Annotated in this window: 16 protein-coding genes and 2 pseudogenes; 17 read left to right on the top strand and 1 reads right to left on the bottom strand. The window is 45.1% G+C overall.

All coding sequences use genetic code 11. The features are described 5' to 3' along the window. Nucleotides 1-18 precede the first annotated feature (18 nt). From DN752_RS04760 to DN752_RS04700, 11 genes are all read left to right on the top strand, one after another. A complete protein-coding gene (locus tag DN752_RS04760; protein ID WP_112782899.1) occupies nt 19-402 on the top strand; it encodes a response regulator in 384 nt (127 codons plus the stop codon). A 476-nt stretch (nt 403-878) separates the two neighbouring features. Further along, on the top strand, nt 879-1,208 hold the full coding sequence (locus DN752_RS04750) for a hypothetical protein (protein WP_112782897.1): 330 nt from the start codon (nt 879-881) through the stop codon (nt 1,206-1,208). A 189-nt stretch (nt 1,209-1,397) separates the two neighbouring features. Then, nucleotides 1,398-2,021 (top strand): hypothetical protein, encoded by a 624-nt coding sequence (locus DN752_RS04745; protein ID WP_112782896.1) that lies wholly within the window; start codon nt 1,398-1,400, stop codon nt 2,019-2,021. Continuing rightward, entirely contained in the window at nt 2,000-2,797 is a 798-nt protein-coding gene (locus DN752_RS04740) for a sensor histidine kinase (RefSeq protein WP_112782895.1), read from the top strand. The genes DN752_RS04745 and DN752_RS04740 overlap by 22 nt, the downstream gene beginning before the upstream one ends. Then, nucleotides 2,763-3,464, top strand: coding sequence for a response regulator transcription factor (locus DN752_RS04735; protein WP_112782894.1), 702 nt, complete (start codon nt 2,763-2,765; stop codon nt 3,462-3,464). The genes DN752_RS04740 and DN752_RS04735 overlap by 35 nt, the downstream gene beginning before the upstream one ends. A gap of 828 nt (nt 3,465-4,292) precedes the next feature. After that, a complete protein-coding gene (locus DN752_RS04725) occupies nt 4,293-5,156 on the top strand; it encodes a follicular epithelium yolk protein subunit (protein ID WP_112782892.1) in 864 nt (287 codons plus the stop codon). 201 nt (nt 5,157-5,357) lie between these two features. After that, the gene (locus tag DN752_RS04720; protein ID WP_112782891.1) at nt 5,358-5,600 is read left to right on the top strand and encodes a hypothetical protein; all 243 of its coding nucleotides are present in this window, start codon (nt 5,358-5,360) and stop codon (nt 5,598-5,600) included. A 261-nt stretch (nt 5,601-5,861) separates the two neighbouring features. Further along, nucleotides 5,862-6,416 (top strand): phage tail protein, encoded by a 555-nt coding sequence (locus DN752_RS04715; protein WP_317048520.1) that lies wholly within the window; start codon nt 5,862-5,864, stop codon nt 6,414-6,416. Between the two features lie 160 nt (nt 6,417-6,576). Further along, the gene (locus DN752_RS04710; protein ID WP_112782889.1) at nt 6,577-12,741 is read left to right on the top strand and encodes an MBG domain-containing protein; all 6,165 of its coding nucleotides are present in this window, start codon (nt 6,577-6,579) and stop codon (nt 12,739-12,741) included. Beyond that, nucleotides 12,738-13,766: a PorP/SprF family type IX secretion system membrane protein gene (locus tag DN752_RS04705; protein ID WP_317048519.1), complete on the top strand. Its 1,029-nt coding sequence runs from the start codon at nt 12,738-12,740 to the stop codon at nt 13,764-13,766. The genes DN752_RS04710 and DN752_RS04705 overlap by 4 nt, the downstream gene beginning before the upstream one ends. Nucleotides 13,767-13,903: 137 nt before the next feature. Beyond that, nucleotides 13,904-14,953, top strand: a complete 1,050-nt coding sequence (locus tag DN752_RS04700) for a hypothetical protein (RefSeq protein ID WP_112782888.1) — start codon at nt 13,904-13,906, stop codon at nt 14,951-14,953. Here the strand turns inward: DN752_RS04700 and DN752_RS04695 are convergent. Next, nucleotides 14,938-15,126, bottom strand: coding sequence for a hypothetical protein (locus tag DN752_RS04695; protein WP_162633116.1), 189 nt, complete (start codon nt 15,124-15,126; stop codon nt 14,938-14,940). The two genes, DN752_RS04700 and DN752_RS04695, sit on opposite strands and share 16 nt — an antisense overlap. A 794-nt stretch (nt 15,127-15,920) precedes the next feature. Between DN752_RS04695 and DN752_RS04690 the strand changes: the two genes are divergently transcribed. The 6 genes and pseudogenes from DN752_RS04690 to DN752_RS04665 all read left to right on the top strand — a co-directional run bounded on the left by DN752_RS04690 (nt 15,921) and on the right by DN752_RS04665 (nt 20,375). Continuing rightward, the gene (locus tag DN752_RS04690) at nt 15,921-16,571 is read left to right on the top strand and encodes a hypothetical protein (protein ID WP_112782886.1); all 651 of its coding nucleotides are present in this window, start codon (nt 15,921-15,923) and stop codon (nt 16,569-16,571) included. A gap of 222 nt (nt 16,572-16,793) precedes the next feature. Further along, entirely contained in the window at nt 16,794-17,330 is a 537-nt protein-coding gene (locus tag DN752_RS04685; RefSeq protein WP_112782885.1) for a dihydrofolate reductase family protein, read from the top strand. Between the two features lie 123 nt (nt 17,331-17,453). After that, nucleotides 17,454-17,975: pseudogene (locus DN752_RS04680) on the top strand (AAA family ATPase); the annotation flags it as partial. 241 nt (nt 17,976-18,216) lie between these two features. Next, nucleotides 18,217-18,552, top strand: coding sequence for a helix-turn-helix transcriptional regulator (locus DN752_RS04675; RefSeq protein ID WP_211324128.1), 336 nt, complete (start codon nt 18,217-18,219; stop codon nt 18,550-18,552). Between the two features lie 12 nt (nt 18,553-18,564). After that, nucleotides 18,565-18,633, top strand: a pseudogene (locus DN752_RS25325) (DUF6922 domain-containing protein); the annotation flags it as partial. Between the two features lie 542 nt (nt 18,634-19,175). Beyond that, nucleotides 19,176-20,375 carry an ATP-binding protein gene (locus DN752_RS04665; RefSeq protein ID WP_112782884.1) on the top strand — a complete coding sequence of 400 codons (1,200 nt, stop codon included), beginning with the start codon at nt 19,176-19,178 and terminating at the stop codon, nt 20,373-20,375. The last annotated feature ends 228 nt before the right edge of the window (nt 20,376-20,603 follow it).

The raw sequence follows: 20,603 nt of genomic DNA, 5'->3' as shown, positions 1-20,603 counted from the left end.
TTTTAACAAGTATTACTAATGAGTGATCCTGAAATTTTATTATTGGACGATGATCGGGTAATCAATCTTGTACACAAGAAAGTGATCAAGAAAATTTTCCCATCCATAAAAATTAAGACCTATACCTCTCCACTGGAATGTTTGGCAGTTTTCGAGGAAAGTACAGCGGTGAAAAGACTGCTTTTTTTGGATATCCATATGCCCCAAGTATCAGGATGGCAATTTCTGGAAAGACTTGGGAAAGGTGGATTGGACGAGCACTTGGTGGTTTATATTGTGTCATCATCCGTGGATTATAGGGATGTGGAGCGAGTACAGAAATATGTTAAAGTGGTTGATTATCTGGAAAAGCCACTTTCTACGGACAGGCTTTTACAGATCAAAAGGGAATTTTGTTTTTAAACACTTCTATTGAGCACGGCAGGCCAGAAGGCAACCTATATGTACTGCTGGAAGCTCTTTCCGCATATGGTAAATATTATCAGTCCAGGTATATTGCGGCATATAGGTGGAGGATGACACTGTATTATCATTCTCAGAAGAAGGCCAGCAGAGCGGTCACTTTAGGATCATCAGATGCGGAGAACTTTACCTACATGGTTAGCGGTGTATTGGTAATATATAATCTGTGTTTTATTATATGCTTGCCCAAATGTGCCATCTATTATCAAGTTGATATTTTTTTGTTTAATACTGGCCCTTTGTAGCAAAACCGAGTATTAAGGTAAACTAACGTTAGATAATTGTTTGTAAAAAGTGTCCGGTAATATTTTATAATTACCAAAACATGCTTTGATTATCCTTTATTTAGGATTAGCTTGCAGTATAAGTCACCCCTTCCCAAGTTTGATTCTTTTTAATCAAAAATAATAAAAACTATGAAAAATACTATTCCTAAAGCGACCGCCAAAAAATGGATGAAACGGTGGAAAAAAATGGAAAAAGATTACAATAAAAAGACCCCTGTCAATGGTTTTATGGTACCCATGATCGACCTTCAAGAGGTGATTGCGGAGGTGGGCGCGACTAATGTCCGTGCCTATTTGGGGATTGATGACAGTGATATGGAAAAACTCCTGATTGTAGGGGTGGATGAGAAGGGAAACGACATGACCAATGAAGCGCAGGGGCAGTTTGTATATGATTTTACCAGACCGTGTCCGCCGGATTGTGGGGAGATGGATGATGATGGCTTGCTGAGCATTTAACAATAAATGCATGTCCGCACTGAGCTAGTAAAGGTTTGGCCAAAGAAGAATGTTTCAGGGATTGTACAGATGAGCATGGGTTTTTGATGCTGTATCTGTGATCATCCGAGAAAACCGTGAGCACCTTATATTACTCGCAAGAGAGCGAGTAATCATAAATAGTAAATCACCTGGAATTAGCAAACGATAATGAGTGGTTATAGTATATTGAATTACCTGAATTTGATTTCATTGTCATTGGCGGTAATTTTTGGAGGAGTATGTTTCAAAAAATCCAACCCACCTACCAAGGTCTTTACAGTCACCTTCTTTATCGTTTATATTATCCAGGTGGTAAGCTTTTTCCTTGCGAGATTTTCGATCAGTAACCTGTTACTGTTTCATGTTTATTTTGCTGCCCAGCTGATAGGCTATGGCCTTTTCTATTGGATGATCTTACCCTCCAGTACTGCCAGAAAGGGGTTTTTGGTCTTCCTTGTAATTTGTCTGGGCTTGATAGTATGGGAGTACAGTTCCAAATGGGACAATTTGGCCCAGGTGTTTGGTGGGTATTCTTACTTTGTCATGAATTTGGGGTTTGTGTTCACCTCCATTTACTATTTGGTTCACGGCGTGTTGCAAGACAGAGAGATATTCCATAAGCTCTTGAATTATGGCATGATCGTATATGCAGGGGGGAGCTCTATCGTATTTCTATTGGGAGATAAGTTGAACCAGTTGGATTGGAAGCCGCTATTGCTCATTAACTTGTTGTTGTTTCTGGTCTTCCAAGGATTTTATTTTGCACAGCTATGGAGAGTACGGAGTTCGTAAGGTATATCACCTTGGCCATTGGCCTGGTATTGGTCTTGGTGGTAGTTGTGATCGTTTCCTTGGAGCTTTTCAGGAAAAAGGTCATCCAGGAAAAAATGCGGAATGCGGAGCTCAAGCTGAAGCATCAGACCGACTTATTGCATACCGTGATCAGGTCACAGGAGGAAGAGCGTCGCAGGGTATCGGATGCGCTGCATGATGACATCGGCTCGAAATTGACGACTATCAAATTAAACCTGCACCAATTGTCCGCTGGAGACAATAATGGATTATTGCCTGACGTGCTGGCCCTTTCAGAAAAGGTGATCAGCATTACCCGGGAACTCAGCCATGCCTATTCACCAGTGATCTTGGAGAAATTCGGACTGGAAGCGGGGATTGCTGAGTTGCTTGATGACCTTCCCCATACCGAAGAGGGACTATCCGGTGAATTGCAGGCTTCGATGCAGGAGGAGCTATTGGACCAGGAGAGCAGGTTGGTCCTGTATCGGATCACCCAGGAGCTCCTGAACAATACCGTCAAGCATGCAGGAGCCTCGGAAGTCTTTATCAAGGTTCAGATAGGACCCGATGGAATTGATTATTTGTACAAGGACAATGGAAAAGGATTTGATGATAATAAAGCCAATGCCGGTATCGGCATGCTGAATATCCAAAACAGAGTGGCCATGATGGAGGGAGAGATGGACCTGGTTACCAGCGCAGGAAATGGCATTACATTGACCATAAAAAAACACTTTAATGGAGCAAAAAATACGGATAGCCTTAGCCGATGATGAACGGCTATTTCGGTCAGCACTTCGTCATTTGTTGGAGCACACCGAGAATTATGAAGTGGTTTTTGATGTAGGGAATGGTGTTGAATTGATGGAAAAGCTGGCGGCAGCCAAAGGTGAAAGTAGGTTCCCGGACATCATCTTGATGGACCTGAAGATGCCCGAAATGAATGGCGTGGAAGCAACCAAGGTAATTACCAAAAAATACCCTGATACCAATGTGGTGGCACTGACCACACACAAGGGCAAGGCCTTTATTCTCAATATGCTAAACCTTGGGGCTTCGGGATATATAACGAAGGATAGCAGTCCAGAAGCCATGCTGGAAGTGATCGGGGAAGTGGCCAGCAAGGGATTTTTTTACAGTAATGAAGTCCTGCAGATCATCAATGGAGACTTTCATAACAGAAATAAGAAAAACAGTACGTCGGAGTTTGATGCCAACTTTATCACCAAGCGTGAAAAGGAGATTTTATTGCTTCTCTGCCAGCAATACAGAACTCAGGAAATTGCCGAAAAGCTCTTTTTAAGTGAACGGACGGTGGAAGGACACCGGAACAACCTGCTAAGTAAGACCAATTCCAAGAATGTGGTAGGCCTGATTGTGTTTGGCCTGCAACATGAGATCATCGATGTTTCTGATTTGACGGACCCCTTGAAGGACTGATCTTGTGGAGACAATGATTCTCCGATTTTTTTAACCCAGTTGATGTGTATATCTGGAAATATGGGGTCTATATTTTTTCCTTGGGCAGTTATTTTTCATGCTAAATTCCAAGATGGTTTTCATCTCTTTACCTTTGTCACTTTTTTGCTGCAGGTCAAAAAAGTGACCAAAAAACCCCGCCGCTGTGCATCTATTGGCCTAAAATTAAAACCTTCCCTCATGCAGGCAAACTCCTCCTTTTCTAGCAGCCAACATTCTTTTTGGCTAGTATTTCGTCAAACAAGCCTGCCTTCTTGCCTGCCCGCTTTTTAATTTCTTAACGCCCAATACCTGCAAGGCGGATCCATTTTGTACAAGTTTTAACAGAACATGGATTAAAACCATAATTCTCTCAACGGCCGATTCGTATTGGAGCATTTCCTTAACTAAACGTCATTGATTCCGGGTTTAATAAATGAGGAAGCTATTGGCACATTTTCCCATGTAGGTAATAATACCCGTAAAAAAAGATGGCGATTTCTGCGCTGTTGCAAAAGTAAAGTTTTATAGACCTTTGAAATAACGAAAAGGAAAAATCCCTTGACTTTGTTTGCCCCGGAAAATACCAAATTCCGGCCAAGCGTACATTTTGTGCCAAGGGATCAGATTGCGCCAACGGGTACAGGTGATGCTAGCAAGCCTGTATTTTTATCAGCAACAAGTTATTTGTTGTGATGCTTGTGGCCAAGCAATGGTCATGGGCAGTTTTCTAAGCTGGGAGAACGCTGAAAATCCCCATAAAAGAGTAGGCAATACCAAGTTTTTTTTAACCATTAAATCCTTATAATCATGGGAATCAACATTAGTATTATCGCAGGACATGATGAGTCCGTTTCCAGTGTAAATGCAAGCGGAACCGTCCAGCACGTCATCACTGACGAGGAAAGAACAACCTTTAAACTGGGGAGCAAGCAGCTCAAAGATGCTGTCAAAGCGTATTTTGGCAAATCTCCCAACGATGCCTATTTGCACAGCCCGACACCTTGGGGCGATCTATACAAGACCTATAGCTGGCCTCAGGTGCAGATGGTCTTGGTCGTGCAAAGTGCGGAGATCTTGGGCATTACATCAGAACCAGTGATTGTCAAGACCCAAGAGTTTACCAATGAAAGCAGCAAAAAGGGAACGTTTAACGTAGCCATTTCGGATGCTGTAAACAATACGACTAGCTCCAATTGGAGTACAGGAGGGACACTTTCCATAGGTCAGAAGTTTAGCTATGATGTGAAGTTTCTTGGTGCCGGAGGTGGAGGGGAGACGTCTCTTTCCTACAGCCAATCCTGGGGGATAGGCGGTCAAGAGTCCAAGTCCATTACTGTTGGGTCCTCCGCCGGAGTCAGTGTCGAACTGGATCCAGGGCAATCCATTCTTGCAGAACTCTCTGCCAGCAGGGGAGTGATGAAGGTAAGGATACGTTACAATGCCTACCTGATAGGCAATACGGCGATCAACTATAACCCCACCTACAAAGGGCACCACTTCTACAGCCTTGGGATAGGAGGGGTGATGTCTTCTGGAGGAATCCAAAATTCCGTTCAGTCCACAGAGGACATCGAAATTGGATATTATTCCAATTCAAAAATCGAGCTGAAGGATAAGACCAACGGTAAGTTGGTACGTGAAAGGGTGCTTGCCGATGAGGTGGGCGTTTGATTTTTCTTTACAGGATGGCAGGGGATATTCTCCTGTCATTTCCTTTTGGGTACTACCGGTTTTTTTTTGATGGCATGACCAGGTATTTCTACCTGATTTGGAGAATGGGAATTTTTGCGCTGTCAGGGAAATTGATAATAGCGCAAATTTGTACTTACCAACATGAGTAAAAAGAAATAGATAGTAAAAGTAATTTTTCTGATGATGAAAGTAGGATTGTTTATACCGTTCTCAGGCCAGGTTTCCCGCGTTGAACAGGAAATCCAAAATGGCTTGAGAATAGGTATGGACAGTGGTGAGCACGATGAAGTGGACTTTGCGGTCCACTATTATCAAGACAATGTCCAGAAGGAAAGCCAAAAATTTATAGAGGAACTTGATGCCATTCAAGATCTTGATCTGATAGTAGCAGTTACCCGGGAAGATTGGGCTGTCGCCTTTTAACGTAATATTGGGGGTAATATTATGACCTTAATATTTTATTTCGATAATCTGATTGGATTAAAGTTTTATTTGTTCTTATTATGTTCTTTATTTACGATTAATAGTATTTTATTACTTGTTTTAAGTGGTTTGGTTAATTTTTTAAAACCGTTTTGGTTGAGTGAAATCACTTATAATAAGGAGCTTAAATAAAACACCAACAAGAATAATATTTAGTAAATCTAATTTTTAACCTAAAACAACGAAAAAATGGACGAGTACATGGCATCAATTAAAATGTTTGCAGGCAATTTTGCCCCGAGAGGGTGGATGTACTGCGAGGGACAGCTGCTTCCCATAGCGCAATATACAGCACTTTTTTCACTGCTGGGAACTACCTATGGTGGAGATGGCAGGACTACTTTTGCACTGCCCGACCTGAGGGGAAGAGTCCCTGTAGGTCCGGGACATGGGCCAGGATTGTCCGATCATAGATTGGGACAAAAAGATGGTGCAGAAACTAATACGCTTACCTTAGCCAACCTACCTTCCCACAGTCACTCGTTGGCTCCGGTCTCGATCAAGGCAAGCCCTGCACAGGCTACCGAGCAAATACCTGGAACCAATGGAGCAGCGACTATAGCGGCACCCATGGCAGCGGGTAGGCCAGCACAAGGGTTTAACAATGAAGCGCCCAGTGTCTCGCTGAACGCTGGCAGCCAGTCAGTTTCGGAAACGGGGAGGACAGGAAGTAATATTCCAGTGAACAATGTTCAGCCCTATTCCTGCATCAGTTTTATCATTTGTGTGCAGGGAATCTTCCCTCCGCGGGATTGATCAGGAGATAAGTAGTCGAGAATAAGGTAGGGGGAGTGGTTTTTCCCTGCCCTTTCCTGTTTTTGAACAGTAAAGACTTGCGCATTCAGCGATTGCTTTCTCGGAATCGGTCATGATTTGATTACCCGGTCAATAGCAGTTGACCCTCGAAACAGAAACTATGAAACATATTTACGATATACGATATTTTAAGGAGATCCTATTGGTGGCTCTGGGCCTGCTTTGCTGCTTTCAGGTAAATGGGCAGACGCTTACAGAGAATTTTGATGACGATTCTGGATTTGCAATTACCAGTAAAGACTTTTCAAATGATGGTATCAGGTATCAGATCACAGGAACAAGTTCGAATTATTCACATGCTACTTCAAATTCTACCTATTCTTTGTCTGAAGGAGGAGCTGCAGACTATGCCCTTCAATTTGATTCAAATAGCAGTTTTAATATTAGTAGTATTGTCATAAGTCTGAGCTCTGGGGGTAGCTTTAGTCTCCATTCCTTATCCTTTGATATTCTTGCAGATGCTGACATCACCTTTTCAACCAATGCGGGAGGGAATAAGAGTTTTACTTCCAATGGACTCTATTTTCCTCAGCAAAATTATGATTTTTCAACTGAGCCTGGTTTTGGCGATATCACAAGCTTTACCATTTCCGGTGGGAACATTGTTGTGGATTTGGATGATATCGTTTATAGTGTTCCTGTGGCAAATACCGCCCCAACTGCCTCTGGCTTTACTGCTTCCAATGGCCCTTTCGAAGATGTGGTTTATACTTTTTCGACTTCGGATTTTGGCTATTCGGATAGCGACGGAGACCTCTTGGACCATGTGCTGATCGAGTCGGTTCCCAGCGCAGGGACGTTGTTTTTGGATGCTGACAATGATGATGTTTATGACGGTGGAGAAGAAGTAAGTGCCAACCAGCAGATCAGCAAGGTAAACTTGGATGCGGGCCATTTGCATTACCTCCAAAATGGAAGTGCCAATACCTCCTTCCAATTTGAAGTGAATGATGGTACGGAAAATAGCTCCGGAAATTATTCCGCTACCTTGAATGTAACACCCCTTCCTACGGTGACACTCAGCATAAACTCCACGTCCAAATCTGAAAGTCAAACTACAGCGACCACCGTTACCGCGACACTTTCCAATAGTTACGGAATGAATACCACCGTAAACCTTTCCATCGATGGGACGGCGACGAATTTAGTGGATTATACCCTGAGCGGTATGGCAATTATCGTCCCTGCTGGAGGCACCACGGGCACTGTTACGCTGCAAAACATTAATGACACCTCTTTTGAAAATGATGAGACCGTTGTCTTGGATATCAGTTCCGTTACAGGCGGAACAGAAGATGGAGTCCAACAAGTGACATACACCATTGTAAATGATGATGTCCAGCCAAACGCCTCCTTGGAAATAGTGGATTTTTGGAATCCAATTTCTGATGAATCAGGTGGGCAAGCGTATGTGAGAGGAAAAATCGACAACCCTGCAGGGGTAACGGTTACCATTCCTTTGCTCTTTTCTGGTACCGCTACGGGAGGAGGAACAGACTATTCGATTTCCCAAAACTTTATTACGGTATCCCCAGGGGAGGTCAGGGACAGTATCCGTGTCACTTCCCTTTTCGATGGAATAGAAGAGGGGGATGAGACGGTCATCATTGATATGGACACCCCCACCAATGCCGCAGAGGATGGTACCCAGCAAGTTACCTTGACAATCCAAGATGAAGACCTTAGTCCGCCCGCAGGCTATAGTGCGACAATAGACCAAGGCAATATCAATGGGGCCAATCAGTCGGCTGTCAGCTTCACCTTTTCGGGAGCTGAGGTGGGTGCTTCCTATGATTATACCTTCTCCAGTGCTGGAGGAGGAACAGATGTGACCGGATCAGGAACTATTGGCACCACCACCGATCAAATTACGGGGATTGATCTCAGTGGTTTGGGAGACGGTGTCATTACGCTGTCCGTGACGTTGACAGATGGTTTTGGGAATACTGGTTTGGCCGTTACGGACACACAGTCCAAAGATACTTCAGCTCCATCGGGCTATAGTGCGACAATAGACCAAAGCAACATCAATGTCGAAAATCAATCAGCTGTCAGCTTTACCTTTTCTGGAGCAGAAGTGGGGGCGACGTATGATTATGAACTTTCAAGTTCGGGTGGAGGAACTCCCATCAGCGGTACGGGTACCGTTTCTGCCACTGGTATTCAGGTCACGGGAATAGATGTCTCCGCCCTTGGTGATGGGGCCATTACCTTGTCGACAACCCTAACAGATTCGTTCGGAAACCAAGGAGCCTTTGTGGGCGACACCAGTACCAAAGATACCAATGAAGCACCTACAGTCAGTGGACTTTCCCTTAGCGGGACATTTACGGTGGGAGAATCCTTATCGGCCAGTTATACCTTTAATGATGTCGATGGAGATACCGAAAGCGGTACCGTTTATCAATGGTACCGATCCGACGACAATACAGGAACCGGCAAATCCGCCATCCCGATGGCAACCACAGTACAATACACCTTGCAAACTGGAGATCGAGGTAAATTCCTCAGTGTGGAGGTGACTCCAGGTGATGGGAAAGATGCAGGTACGACCGTCGAAAGTACGTTGGAAGGGCCTGTGAAAGCAGATCAGACCATTGATTTTGGGGCGATTGCGACTAAAGTATATGGCGATGCAACTTTTACCTTGGGAGATGCGCAGACAGATCAGGGATTGGAGGTGACCTATGTAGCGGATGATCCTTCAGTTGTCAGAATTAGTGGAAACCAGGCGACAATCCTAAGTGCGGGAACAACACAAATTACCGCTTCCCAAAATGGGGACCAAACGACCAATGCAGCTACTTCGGTTGTCCAAACCTTGACCGTAACTACTGCGACCTTGACGGTCACAGCGAAAGACAAGTCCAAAGTTTACGGCGCTGCCGATCCAGCGATGACGGTTTCGTATGCTGGTTTTGCCAATGGCGACGATGAAGGTGATCTTGGCGGCAGCTTGACGGTTTCGCGAGCAGTTGGTGAGAATGTGGGCACTTATGCGGTTACGGCGTCCGGTTATACCTCTACGAATTACACGGTCAGCTACGTTGACGGCAGTTTTGAAATCACCCCTGCGCCCCTGACGGTCACAGCGGAAGACAATTCCAAAGTTTACGGCGCTGCCGATCCAGCGATGACGGTTTCCTATTCAGGTTTTATGAATGGTGATGATGAAGGTAATCTTGGCGGCAGCATGACGGTTTCGCGATCAGCTGGTGAGAATGTGGGCACTTATGCGGTTACGGCTTCTGGTTATACCTCTATGAATTACACGGTCAGCTACGTTGACGGCAGTTTTGAGATCACTCCGGCGGCCTTGACTGTCACAGCGGAAGACAATTCCAAAGTTTACGGCGCTGCCGATCCAGCGATGACGGTTTCCTATGCAGGTTTTGCCAATGGTGATGATGAAGGCAATCTTGGTGGCAGCATGACGGTTTCGCGATCAGCTGGTGAGAATGTGGGCATTTATGCGGTTACGGCTTCTGGTTATACCTCTATGAATTACACGGTCAGCTACGTTGATGGCAGTTTTGAGATCACTCCGGCGGCCTTGACTGTCACAGCGGAAGACAAGTCCAAAGTTTATGGTTCTGCAGATCCAGCAATGACGGTTTCCTATGCTGGTTTTGCCAATGGCGATGATGAAGGTGATCTTGGCGGCAGCTTGACGGTTTCACGAGCAGCTGGTGAGAATGTGGGCATTTATGCGGTTACGGCGTCCGGCTATACCTCTACGAATTATACAATCAGCTACGTTGACGGCAGTTTTGAGATCACTCCGGCGGCCTTGACGGTCACAGCGGAAGACAAATCAAAAGTTTACGGTGCTGCCGATCCAGCGATGACGGTTTCCTATTCAGGTTTTGCCAATGGCGACGATGAAGGTGATCTTGGCGGCAGCATGACGGTTTCGCGATCAGCTGGTGAGAATGTGGGCACTTATGCGGTTACGGCCTCTGGCTATACCTCGTCGAATTATACAATCAGCTACGTTGACGGGAGCTTTGAGATCACTCCGGCGGCCTTGACGGTCACAGCGGAAGACAAATCAAAAGTTTACGGCGCTGCCGATCCAGCGATGACGGTTTCGTATGCTGGTTTTGCCAATGGCGATGATGAAGGTGATCTTGGCGGCAGCATGACGGTTTCACGAGCAGTTGGTGAGAATGTGGGCACTTATGCGGTTACGGCCTCTGGCTATACCTCTACGAATTATACAATCAGCTACGTTGACGGGAGCTTTGAGATCACCCCTGCGCCCCTGACGGTCACAGCGGAAGACAAGTCCAAAGTTTACGGCGCTGCCGATCCAGCGATGACGGTTTCCTATTCAGGTTTTGCCAATGGCGATGATGAAGGTGATCTTGGCGGCAGCATGACGGTTTCGCGAGCAGTTGGTGAGAATGTGGGAACTTATGCGGTTACGGCTTCTGGTTATACCTCTACGAATTACATGGTCAGCTACGTTGACGGCAGTTTTGAGATCACTCCGGCGGCCTTGACGGTCACAGCGGAAGATAATTCCAAAGTTTACGGCGCTGCCGATCCAGCGATGACGGTTTCCTATTCAGGCTTTGCCAATGGTGATGATGAAGGTGATCTTGGCGGCAGCATGACGGTTTCGCGAGCAGCTGGTGAGAATGTGGGCACTTATGCGGTTACGGCTTCCGGCTATACCTCCTCGAATTATACAATCAGCTACGTTAACGGCAGCTTTGAGATCACCCCTGCGGCCTTGACGGTCACAGCGGAAGACAAGTCCAAAGTTTACGGCGCTGCAGATCCAGCGATGACGGTTTCCTATTCAGGTTTTGCCAATGGTGATGATGAAGGTGATCTTGGCGGCAGCTTGACGGTTTCACGAGCAGCTGGTGAGAATGTGGGCACTTATGCGGTTACGGCGTCCGGCTATACCTCTACGAATTATACAATCAGCTATGTTGACGGCAGTTTTGAGATCACTCTGGCGGCCTTGACGGTCACAGCGGAAGATAATTCCAAAGTTTACGGCGCTGCCGATCCAGCGATGACGGTTTCCTATGCTGGTTTTGCCAATGGCGATGATGAAGGTGATCTTGGCGGCAGCTTGACGGTTTCGCGATCAGCTGGTGAGAATGTGGGCATTTATGCGGTTACGGCGTCCGGTTATACCTCCTCGAATTATACAATCAGCTACGTTGATGGCCGCTTTGATATCACCCCTGCGACCTTGACGGTAAGGGCAAATGATCATGTCAGGATTTATGGCGTCGAGGATCCCGACTTTACCTATCAGGCGACTGGTTTTGCCAATGGTGATGGGTATGAAGTTCTTACAGGAAAATTGGATCGTAGTGCTGGAGAAGCCGTGGGAACATATGCCATTGGTAGGGGAAACCTGGCTGCGGGTGACAACTACCTGTTGCAGTTTGAAGGGGCTACCTTGACCATTGAATCTATAGAGATTGTGGAATTCTATGAACAACCGGTAGTGCAAACCGACTGGGGAACTTTGCCAGACCAAATCCCTCTTCCTGAGGAAGTGCTGGTAAGGACACGTCATGATGAAATAATCAATTTACCGGTCTTATGGGACAGGACTTCCATTGTCTCAAGGAGTAGGGGAAGCTATACGGTGGAGGGAGCCATCACGGTACCGCCAGGGCTCACCAATAGTGCTTCTGGGCCCTACCAGGAGGTGGTCGTCCTACCCAAGCCTGCTCCCGAAGATGTCGCCTTGGACAATGATACTTTTACGGCTCAAATAGGCCGGTCCCAATTAGCGGTTGGTGTCCTTACGGTGATCGACCCCGTGGATGATCAGCACTCAATGGCCTTAGCGGGGGGTGCCATGGACAATGCCTATTTCAATTTGTCTGGGAACACGCTCTATTGGAGCAGCACGGAAGCATTGCCGGGCAGAAGGGCGTTTGAGGTACTTTTGGAAGTGACGGACGCAGATGGCAACCAATTGCAAAAGTCGTTTGTCATTAACCGTCTAAGGGAGCCATTGGATGAGGTCGTGATCTATAACACCTTCACCCCAAATCAAGATGGCGCCAATGATACCTGGGGAGTGGAGGAGCTGATGTTCTACACCGGAGTGAGGATCATGGTCTTTGAGCGCAGTGGAAACAGGCTATTCTATTCCGAAAACCCTGAAGAGCGCTGGGACGGGTCGTTCAATGGTAAGGAAATGGCGGCAGGAACCTATTTCTGGGTGATAGAAGTGGGAGAAACCGGAGAAGTGAGAAGGGGTACATTAAACTTATTGAGGAGATGAAAAAAATCAGCAAATATATCGACCAGCCAGGACACAGCAGTATGCTAATCAATAACCAGTTTGCCAAAATGAACAAAATAGCCTTATTAATATTGCTTTTAATGTTGGTCGGGTCATTGACTGTACTGGGCCAATCCAGAAAGTACATCAGCCAGTTCAGCTTTTTCCAGAGTTATTATAATCCCGGCTTGACAGGTTATGAGGGAAGCACCCTTCGTGGGTTTGTAAGGAATCAATGGAGTGGATATGAAGGGGCTCCCAAGACCATGTTCTTCAGTGGGGAATTGGATTTTGCTGAGATGAAGGGAAGTGAGGATCCCGCGCTAATGGGGAAAAATGCAGTAGGGCTGAACCTGTTGTTTGATCAATACGGGGCATTTAAGGAGACTGGACTAGTGGTGTCCTATGCCAGTCGGGTGAGATTGACGGCCAAGCATAACCTTCGGCTTGGAGCGGGGGTAAGTTATACCAATGTCAGGTTGGACGGTACGGCCATGACTGTTGAGCAGCAGGCCGATGACGTGCTCAGTAACTATATTGGTGGTTTTTCTGATATGAGTATTGTTGATTTTAACTTAGGATTGGCCTTGACCCATGCCAACTATTACCTTTCCTATGCCATACACCAGGTAAATGGGGGGCGGATTTCCAGTGGAGATGATTTCATGGAAGGTCGGCCTGTTAACTATATCGTACAGGCAGGATACCGGGAAGCGCTGAGTAGTAGCTTGGCGATTAGTACCAATTTCTTTTATAGGTCGCAGCAGGATTTGCCCGATAATGTAGAGTTTAATGTTAAGGCCTTATTTATGGACAGGTTCTGGATAGGCGGCGGACACCGGATAGACTATGCCAATAATCTCCAGGCAGGACTGGTCTTTGATAAATTTAAAATGGGGTATGTGTATGAATTTCCCACCAATGGGAGTTACCTTATGTCAGGCACTACCCAAGAGTTTATGGTGGTCTTTAACCTATTCAGGAAAAATGAACGAAGGCAGCCCGATGAGGTGCTGATATGGTAACCACATGAATCCGGATACACACCTGTGGAAATGGCTTGGTCATTTTTAGGAAGGCGTAGTGGCATTCATAAGAAGGTTTTTTGAATCGATCTTGGCCGAAGGGCCCAATTTTATGTTGACCATTAAACAAAAAAATCATGTACACTTTAAAAAACTCCAAGCCCGTACCGGGTTGGAAAGGAGGCTTTCTTAAGAAACACCCGCAATGCGCTTATCCCGATCCTGATTTGAGCGCTTTGCCTATGTTGGACAATCTTGCCAATATCAACCTGCTGCAAAGGCAGATGCCTGTAAAATGGCCGGAATTTAGTTGGAAGACAGTGCTGGGAGGGGAGGAGTCCACCCGGTGTTTCCAGATGTTTGCCCCTTATATCTCAAGATTGGGCTATACGGATACGGGCAGGGTATATTCGATTATTTGCCCTCAGCAAGGCGTATGGATTTTTGATAAAGTATGCCTTAATGTGGAGGTGACCGTCACAGGCCAGCGGGGATGGGTGGACGAATCGCCTGAATCCCCAGCAAAAGGGCCATTATTGGCCGGTGACATGACCGTGGAAGGGAAAATATGGTTTAGTCCAAAGCAGGGGATTTTCGGTCAATTGATGTGGGCGATATTGGAAAAAAGCCATCACCCGTTCCCCTTGGACAAGGCCCACGCGATCAAAGTGCAGACGCATTGTCCAAGCAAACCAAACCAGCCTATTTTCCCTTTGAGGGCAGGAGAGTCCACGACATTTAAAAGCCCGGAATTTAGCCGCCATAGTGAAATGGCATGGGCAGTAGGTCATCTGGATGTCGAAATTGGGGAAATCACCAAAACCAATGATCCCAAGGTGGACGAATTCAATGAACTGGTCATGAAGGCGTTCAACATTGCATCGGGCAATATGCTAGCTCCGGGGAATATCCTGTCCTGGAATGTCTGGTTCGAGGCACCTGAATTGGTCAACCAGCATGAATGGCGCACACATGCCGAGCGTTGGCGCAAGTCCATTGACGAACATCATGGCTCTCCGGACGGCCCAGGGTCAAAAGCTCGGTATTTTAACGGGGAGGAGTTTGATCCAGTAGAAAATGCGCTTGACGAGGCCATTGAGGAGGTGTTTGATTTTCTTAAAAAACACTTTGAGGAACTGATTGAATTTCTGAAAAAATGGTTTGGTAAAGATTACAAAAACGCCTGAAAGCTGGGGATTGACCTGTTCAGTTCCAGGTATATTGAGGCAAAGACCTCACTGCTGCGGTTAATATTGGCATCGCTCAAGGTGCTTACCGACACAACTGTCGATAATTTGCCGGGGAAAGAAAGCAACAGGCAAATTACCGGTTGTCCGGCAAGGTTTGTATGATTGGACATGGTGTGTGAAAGTTTCGCCACTTTAAACATCATTAACTTTAGCGAGGCCTCAAAACCTCGCTATTGTATTTTTTTAAGGTTAACAGAAAACAGGGCTGATTTTACTCATACGACAGTAAGTGTGCCTTGAAGTTTATGATGAAAGAAGTAAGGCTTGGAATAATGCTGAAGTAGGTATTGATATCTGATTATACGATTTCATGCCAGTAGTTTTTATTTCTCACGGAACGCACAGAACCCCCAGAATGAAATAAGGCTTTTCTGAGATTTCCATGTTTTCTGTGATTTTATGGAAAATGCTTTTACTTTTTTTTAGCCCCATGAACGTTTTTTGGTACCGGTTTTAACTTAAACCCGGAATATGCATTAGCCTATCTGTTGCGACCTGAAACTGCTTCAAAATCAGTCGTTTCACTTTAGTTTTCGGCATTAGCGTAGCACCGCTACGCTAATGCCGAAAACTAACTGATTTTCTTGCAATTTCAGCTCTCACTACGATTCCTAACGCATAATCCGGGTTAAAGGAGAGTGGTTGGGGTCGATATGGTCTTATTACGGAAAGCTTCGGTACTGTTATTGAAAATATTTGGTCAAATAATATGGAGGTGTTTTAAGTCACCTGACAAATTGGCTCCTGAGGTTGAATAGATGCATTTTAAGAAATAATCCTGATACATTTCATTGCTTTTCAATTGACTAAGGTGTCCAATGGTGTACAATAGGTGTCCGTTAACGAATTGGACAGGTGTACATTAATTCCCTCCAGTGAAAAAAAGTCATAAAATCCAATCATTATGAAGAAGCTGATAACCTATGCCGCCCTCCTTTTGGTTGTGGCCTATTTCTCCTACCGATATCCATGGTTTGCATTCCTATTATTGGCCCTGCTCGGTGGGATGATCATTTATATGCTTTTGGCGGGAACTATATGGATGTGGCGAAACAACCTATCGGTAAAGAGGTTTCATTCACCGTTTATCATGTTGGGAATCCTCCTTACCGGTTTGGTAATCGGGCTGCTGCGTCCCTTGCCGGATCCCATTATTTCATCCGGTAATAGTTCCAAAGAGCTTGCCCATGCCTATTCTACCGACCAAGGGGACAGGATGAACCTCCAGTTTTTTGTTCGCCCTTTCCACAAGGAAATGCGCAGAAGGGACAGTTTACGCTTGGAACAGGTGAGAGAAGTGATGGACAAGGAGCCGGAATTTAGCCCCATTGATAGGTTTCATGCAGCATTTATACTTCACCATAACCCGATGCATGACAGTTCCCTTTATGAACAGGCCCACAGCCTTGCCAATAAAGCTGCTTCGGCCCCAGAGCTTAAAGACAACTATCAGGTACAATGGCTGGCCAAGGCCACCTATGACCGTTGGATGCTTTCCATTGGCCGGCCCCAAAAATATTCAACTCAGGGTGGTGTGAGCTTCTCTATTGAATAAGGCCCCTTATCGAATGTGAGTTTGATTTAACCCAGGTTTAACGGAAAAGTCCGGCATGACCAGCAGCCTTCACGTTTTGTCCATCTGGTTTCTGTATTTTTATTGTATTTAGGGAAAAAGACCCTAAAGGATATTGTGTGCGTATCGATTTAAAATGGGACAGTTGATGACAATAAATTGCTCAGGTGCCTGGATCTTGTTTTTTTGGTCAAAAAAAACACTATGAGAAAATTGTCATTGTTTATTGCCACCAGCTTGGATGGGTTTATTGCAGGACCAGGTGACGACCTTAGTTTCTTGGCTTCAGTAGAAAAAGAAGGGGAAGATTATGGCTATGCCGAATTCACGGCAACGGTAGATACGGTCATCATCGGAAGAAAGACCTATGATTATGTCCTGGGGACCATGGGTCCTGGCCACTATGACAATGGGGAGAGGGATGTTTATGTCATCACCAGGAGAGCCATGTCAAATCAAGGCAAAGTGATATTCCATTCGGATGGGCCTAGCGTGTTGGTGAAAAAGTTGAAAAGCGGGGAAGGAAAGGGCATCTATTGTGACGGTGGTGCAGAAATCATTGATGCGTTGTTGAAAGATGATCTCGTAGACGAAATGACCATTTCGGTGGTACCGGTATTGCTCGGAGAAGGAATAAGGCTGTTTAAGGAGGGCAGGCCCGAACAAATGCTCGAACTGGTCACTGCCAAAACATTTGATACGGGCCTGGTCCAGTTGGTGTACAAACGGAAGAAACCCTAAAAAGGACGAATGGGATAGGGGGATTCTCGTCCTTATAGTAATTGACCGATAAATATGTATAGAAAGTAAATGGTGGAGGAAAGGATTAAAAGCAACTTTTATGTCATCTGAGGTGGTCCCGGAGTTGGGAAAACAGCCCTATTGGACGAACTGATAAGCAGAGGCCATAAAGTTGTGCCCGAGGTCGCCCGTGAACTTATCCGCGAACAGCAGGAGATGGACGGAAATGCTCTTCCATGGGAGGACAAGGAGTTGTTTATGGAGGTCATGTTTGAACGTTCCGTCATGAGTTTTGGAGAGACCTGTGATAAGGAAAGTAAGGAGTTTCCGGTCTTCTTTGACCGAGGTTTTTTGGATGCCATATGCTACGGTGTACTTATCCAATCACCCATAAGCGAACGGATGCAGGCATATGCCAAAAAATGGAGGTATAACCCATCTGTATTTATCCTTCCCCCTTGGAAGGAAATCTACCAAACAGACAGTGAACGGAAACAGGAATGGTCGGAAGCTGTCCAGACCTTCGAGAAAATGTTGGATACTTATACCGGCTATGGTTATGAGGTAATTACGGTGCCCAAGGGATCGGTCAGGGAGAGAGCTGATTTTGTGTTGGCGTATATAGGAAGTCTTTGTGGTAAATAACTGCACCTAGCAGTTGGGCTTGCGAAATATTATTTTACACGTCTAATATTTTAAAGACTAGCGGGAAGGATGATTTTTTTGATAATCATCCCAAAAATAGTTTTGTAGATGTTTACAAAACTGGTTAAAATACCCCTGTTCATCGGATAGTCTTAAAATACAAGAGGTTCGGTTGTGAAATCAATTCTATATACCCTTTTATGAAATAATAAGTATAAACGATTTTGTTTATACTTATGGTATGAATTCTTACATTGAAAAATACAGAGGCATACATCCGGGTATTGTATTGGAACGGGAACTGAAAAGACGTGCTATAAAAAAACATCCCTTTGCCCTGTCCATTCATGAATATCCGCAGACCCTCAACGCCATCACCAAAGGCAGGAGAAGCCTTAACACTGCCTTGGCTCTGAAAATCGAGGACAAGCTGGGGCTGGAAGGAGGTACCCTGGCGGTGTTCCAAACGTATTTTAATATCCAAAAAGAGAAAAACAAATTGCCCACAAATAAGCCCAATATGTCCATGCTACGGAAGTCGCTTTTCTGGGATACAGATATCCAAAAAATAGATTGAAAAAAAAACGGTAAGGCGGTTATTAAAAGGGTTTTTGAACGAGGCAACGAAGCAGAAAGAAAGGAAATCACCCGATTTTAGGGAACCTATAGGGTTCAGGCTGTTTTGGATAGCCTGAAACAACTGATGACCGCTGCCTTTTGATGGATTTCAGTTGGCCGGGGGAACAGCACTATTGGTGTTTGAAAAAAATAATTATCGAACCCCGAAAGTCAATAAAATGGTTAGTATTATCCGTTTGATAGACAGGGTATTAGGTGTTAAAAAAAACGGCACAAACTCTCGAAATGAGGATTTGTGCCGTCAGGTGGAGCTGATAAGAGCAAACTCGAACCATTTAGGGGAGGATATTCGACTTTTAGCTTGTATTTAGGTGGGGAGATAATATGTTTTAAAAAGGAGAGTGGGGGCATTTTAATGAGCAATAAGTAGCTTTTCCTTTTTCCGTGTTTTCAATCAGATTTTCATAACCATGTCAGTCAGAATTTCATGATTGTTTGTGTTTTTCAGGCTTAGTAAGAGACCTGTTTTTTCCTTTTTCGTACATGGTGTGATACATTTTTTGATCTAAACGTATCGTATGTGATACGTTTATTGCTATTTTTAGTATCTTTGTTGATACGATGGAAGTATTAGTTACTAAATATAGGGAGCTTATAGGGAGCATAAAAACGAGGTTTGTACGAGGACTCGCTGAACACATTAACTGGAAGGCACAGGCAGTGTGCATAGAAGGGGCACGCGGGACGGGCAAATCTACGCTGATGTTGCAGCATATTAAGTCAAACTTACCGTTGGATAAAACGCTTTATCTATCCGTAGACGATTTGTATTTCAAGCAGCATACGCTGATCGATGTTGCCGAACAATTTTATCATCATGGCGGCAGGCATTTGTTTTTGGATGAGGTACATAAGTATGCAGACTGGCAAAGAGAAGTGAAGAACCTGTATGATTTCAAGCCACAGCTTCAGTTGGTGGTCTCCGGGTCGTCTATTTTAGCTTTGCAGCGTTCAGAAGCCGATTTAAGCCGAAGGATGTTACGCTATCACCTGCCAGAATTATCGCTGCGCGAATTTATCGCACTGAAAGAGCGATTGGTATTGCCGTCATTTACATTGACGGATGTTCTTGAACATCATACGCAGATCGTAGATGAATTGAAAAGTAAGCTGGAATCGCCGTTGAAATCATTTAGGGACTATTTGACAATGGGGGCTTATCCCTTTTTCTTGGAAGGTGGTAAGCAAGATTATCTTATGCGCTTGAATCAGCTGATCAATGTAATTATTGACTACGACTTGCCTGAGGCCCGTTCCCTAGAATCGAGCACACAAGCCAAATTGAAGAAGTTGCTGTATATCATTTCCACAGCTGTGCCATTTACCCCTAATATTGCACGACTTGCCGATCAGGTAGGCACCTCCCGCAGCAGGCTGTTGGAAATGCTTGATCTACTGGAAAAGGCACAATTGATTCATAACCTACGCAGCGCGGCATTTGGCGTGAGTCTAATGAATAAGCCTGAAAAGGTGCTCTTGCACAATACAAGCCTCATAATGGCACTGGCTGAAGGTCAACCCAACGCTGGCAATCTGCGGGAAACTTTCTTTTATACGCAATTGTCGGGGGCAGGTCACCGCGTCACCTATCCAAAAGCCGGGGACTTCCTGATAGATGGCAGCTATACGTTTGAAATAGGTGGTAAAGGGAAAAGTGAGAAACAGATTGCTGGTATACAGAACGCCTTTCTCGCACTCGATGACCTGGAATACGGTACTGCAAAGAAGATTCCACTCTGGCTCTTTGGATTTTTGTATTGACGTTGAATTTGTTGTTTCAGAAACCCCATCCATTTTATACCTAAATTCTTCCCAAATGGGTAGGTGTAACCCCAGTCTATTTTTTAAACCCGGATTATGCGTTAGGAATCGTAGTGAGAGCTGAAATTGCAAGAAAATCAGTTAGTTTGGAGGCATTAGCGTAGCACCGCTACGGTTATGCCGAAAACTAAAGTGAAACGGCTGATTTTGAAGCAGTTTCAGGTCGCA

Origin of the sequence: Echinicola strongylocentroti (assembly GCF_003260975.1) — a bacterium.
GTDB classification, from domain to species: Bacteria; Bacteroidota; Bacteroidia; order Cytophagales; family Cyclobacteriaceae; genus Echinicola; species Echinicola strongylocentroti.
The sequence above is the reverse complement of the archived record's forward strand: the minus strand, read 5'-3'. Positions and strand labels throughout refer to the sequence as shown.

Bases quoted from the DNA above. Each gene is read 5' to 3' on its own strand.
- DN752_RS04715 (WP_317048520.1), top strand. From the start codon at position 5,862: ATGGCATCAATTAAAATGTTTGCAGGCAATTTTGCCCCGAGAGGGTGG.
- DN752_RS04735 (WP_112782894.1), top strand. From the start codon at position 2,763: ATGGAGCAAAAAATACGGATAGCCTTAGCCGATGATGAACGGCTATTT.
- DN752_RS04760 (WP_112782899.1), top strand. From the start codon at position 19: ATGAGTGATCCTGAAATTTTATTATTGGACGATGATCGGGTAATCAAT.
- DN752_RS04710 (WP_112782889.1), top strand. From the start codon at position 6,577: ATGAAACATATTTACGATATACGATATTTTAAGGAGATCCTATTGGTG.
- DN752_RS04690 (WP_112782886.1), top strand. From the start codon at position 15,921: ATGAAGAAGCTGATAACCTATGCCGCCCTCCTTTTGGTTGTGGCCTAT.
- DN752_RS04695 (WP_162633116.1), bottom strand. From the start codon at position 15,126: ATGTCCAATCATACAAACCTTGCCGGACAACCGGTAATTTGCCTGTTG.
- DN752_RS04720 (WP_112782891.1), top strand. From the start codon at position 5,358: ATGATGAAAGTAGGATTGTTTATACCGTTCTCAGGCCAGGTTTCCCGC.
- DN752_RS04675 (WP_211324128.1), top strand. From the start codon at position 18,217: ATGAATTCTTACATTGAAAAATACAGAGGCATACATCCGGGTATTGTA.
- DN752_RS04685 (WP_112782885.1), top strand. From the start codon at position 16,794: ATGAGAAAATTGTCATTGTTTATTGCCACCAGCTTGGATGGGTTTATT.
- DN752_RS04750 (WP_112782897.1), top strand. From the start codon at position 879: ATGAAAAATACTATTCCTAAAGCGACCGCCAAAAAATGGATGAAACGG.
- DN752_RS04725 (WP_112782892.1), top strand. From the start codon at position 4,293: ATGGGAATCAACATTAGTATTATCGCAGGACATGATGAGTCCGTTTCC.
- DN752_RS04745 (WP_112782896.1), top strand. From the start codon at position 1,398: ATGAGTGGTTATAGTATATTGAATTACCTGAATTTGATTTCATTGTCA.
- DN752_RS04705 (WP_317048519.1), top strand. From the start codon at position 12,738: ATGAAAAAAATCAGCAAATATATCGACCAGCCAGGACACAGCAGTATG.
- DN752_RS04740 (WP_112782895.1), top strand. From the start codon at position 2,000: ATGGAGAGTACGGAGTTCGTAAGGTATATCACCTTGGCCATTGGCCTG.
- DN752_RS04700 (WP_112782888.1), top strand. From the start codon at position 13,904: ATGTACACTTTAAAAAACTCCAAGCCCGTACCGGGTTGGAAAGGAGGC.
- DN752_RS04665 (WP_112782884.1), top strand. From the start codon at position 19,176: ATGGAAGTATTAGTTACTAAATATAGGGAGCTTATAGGGAGCATAAAA.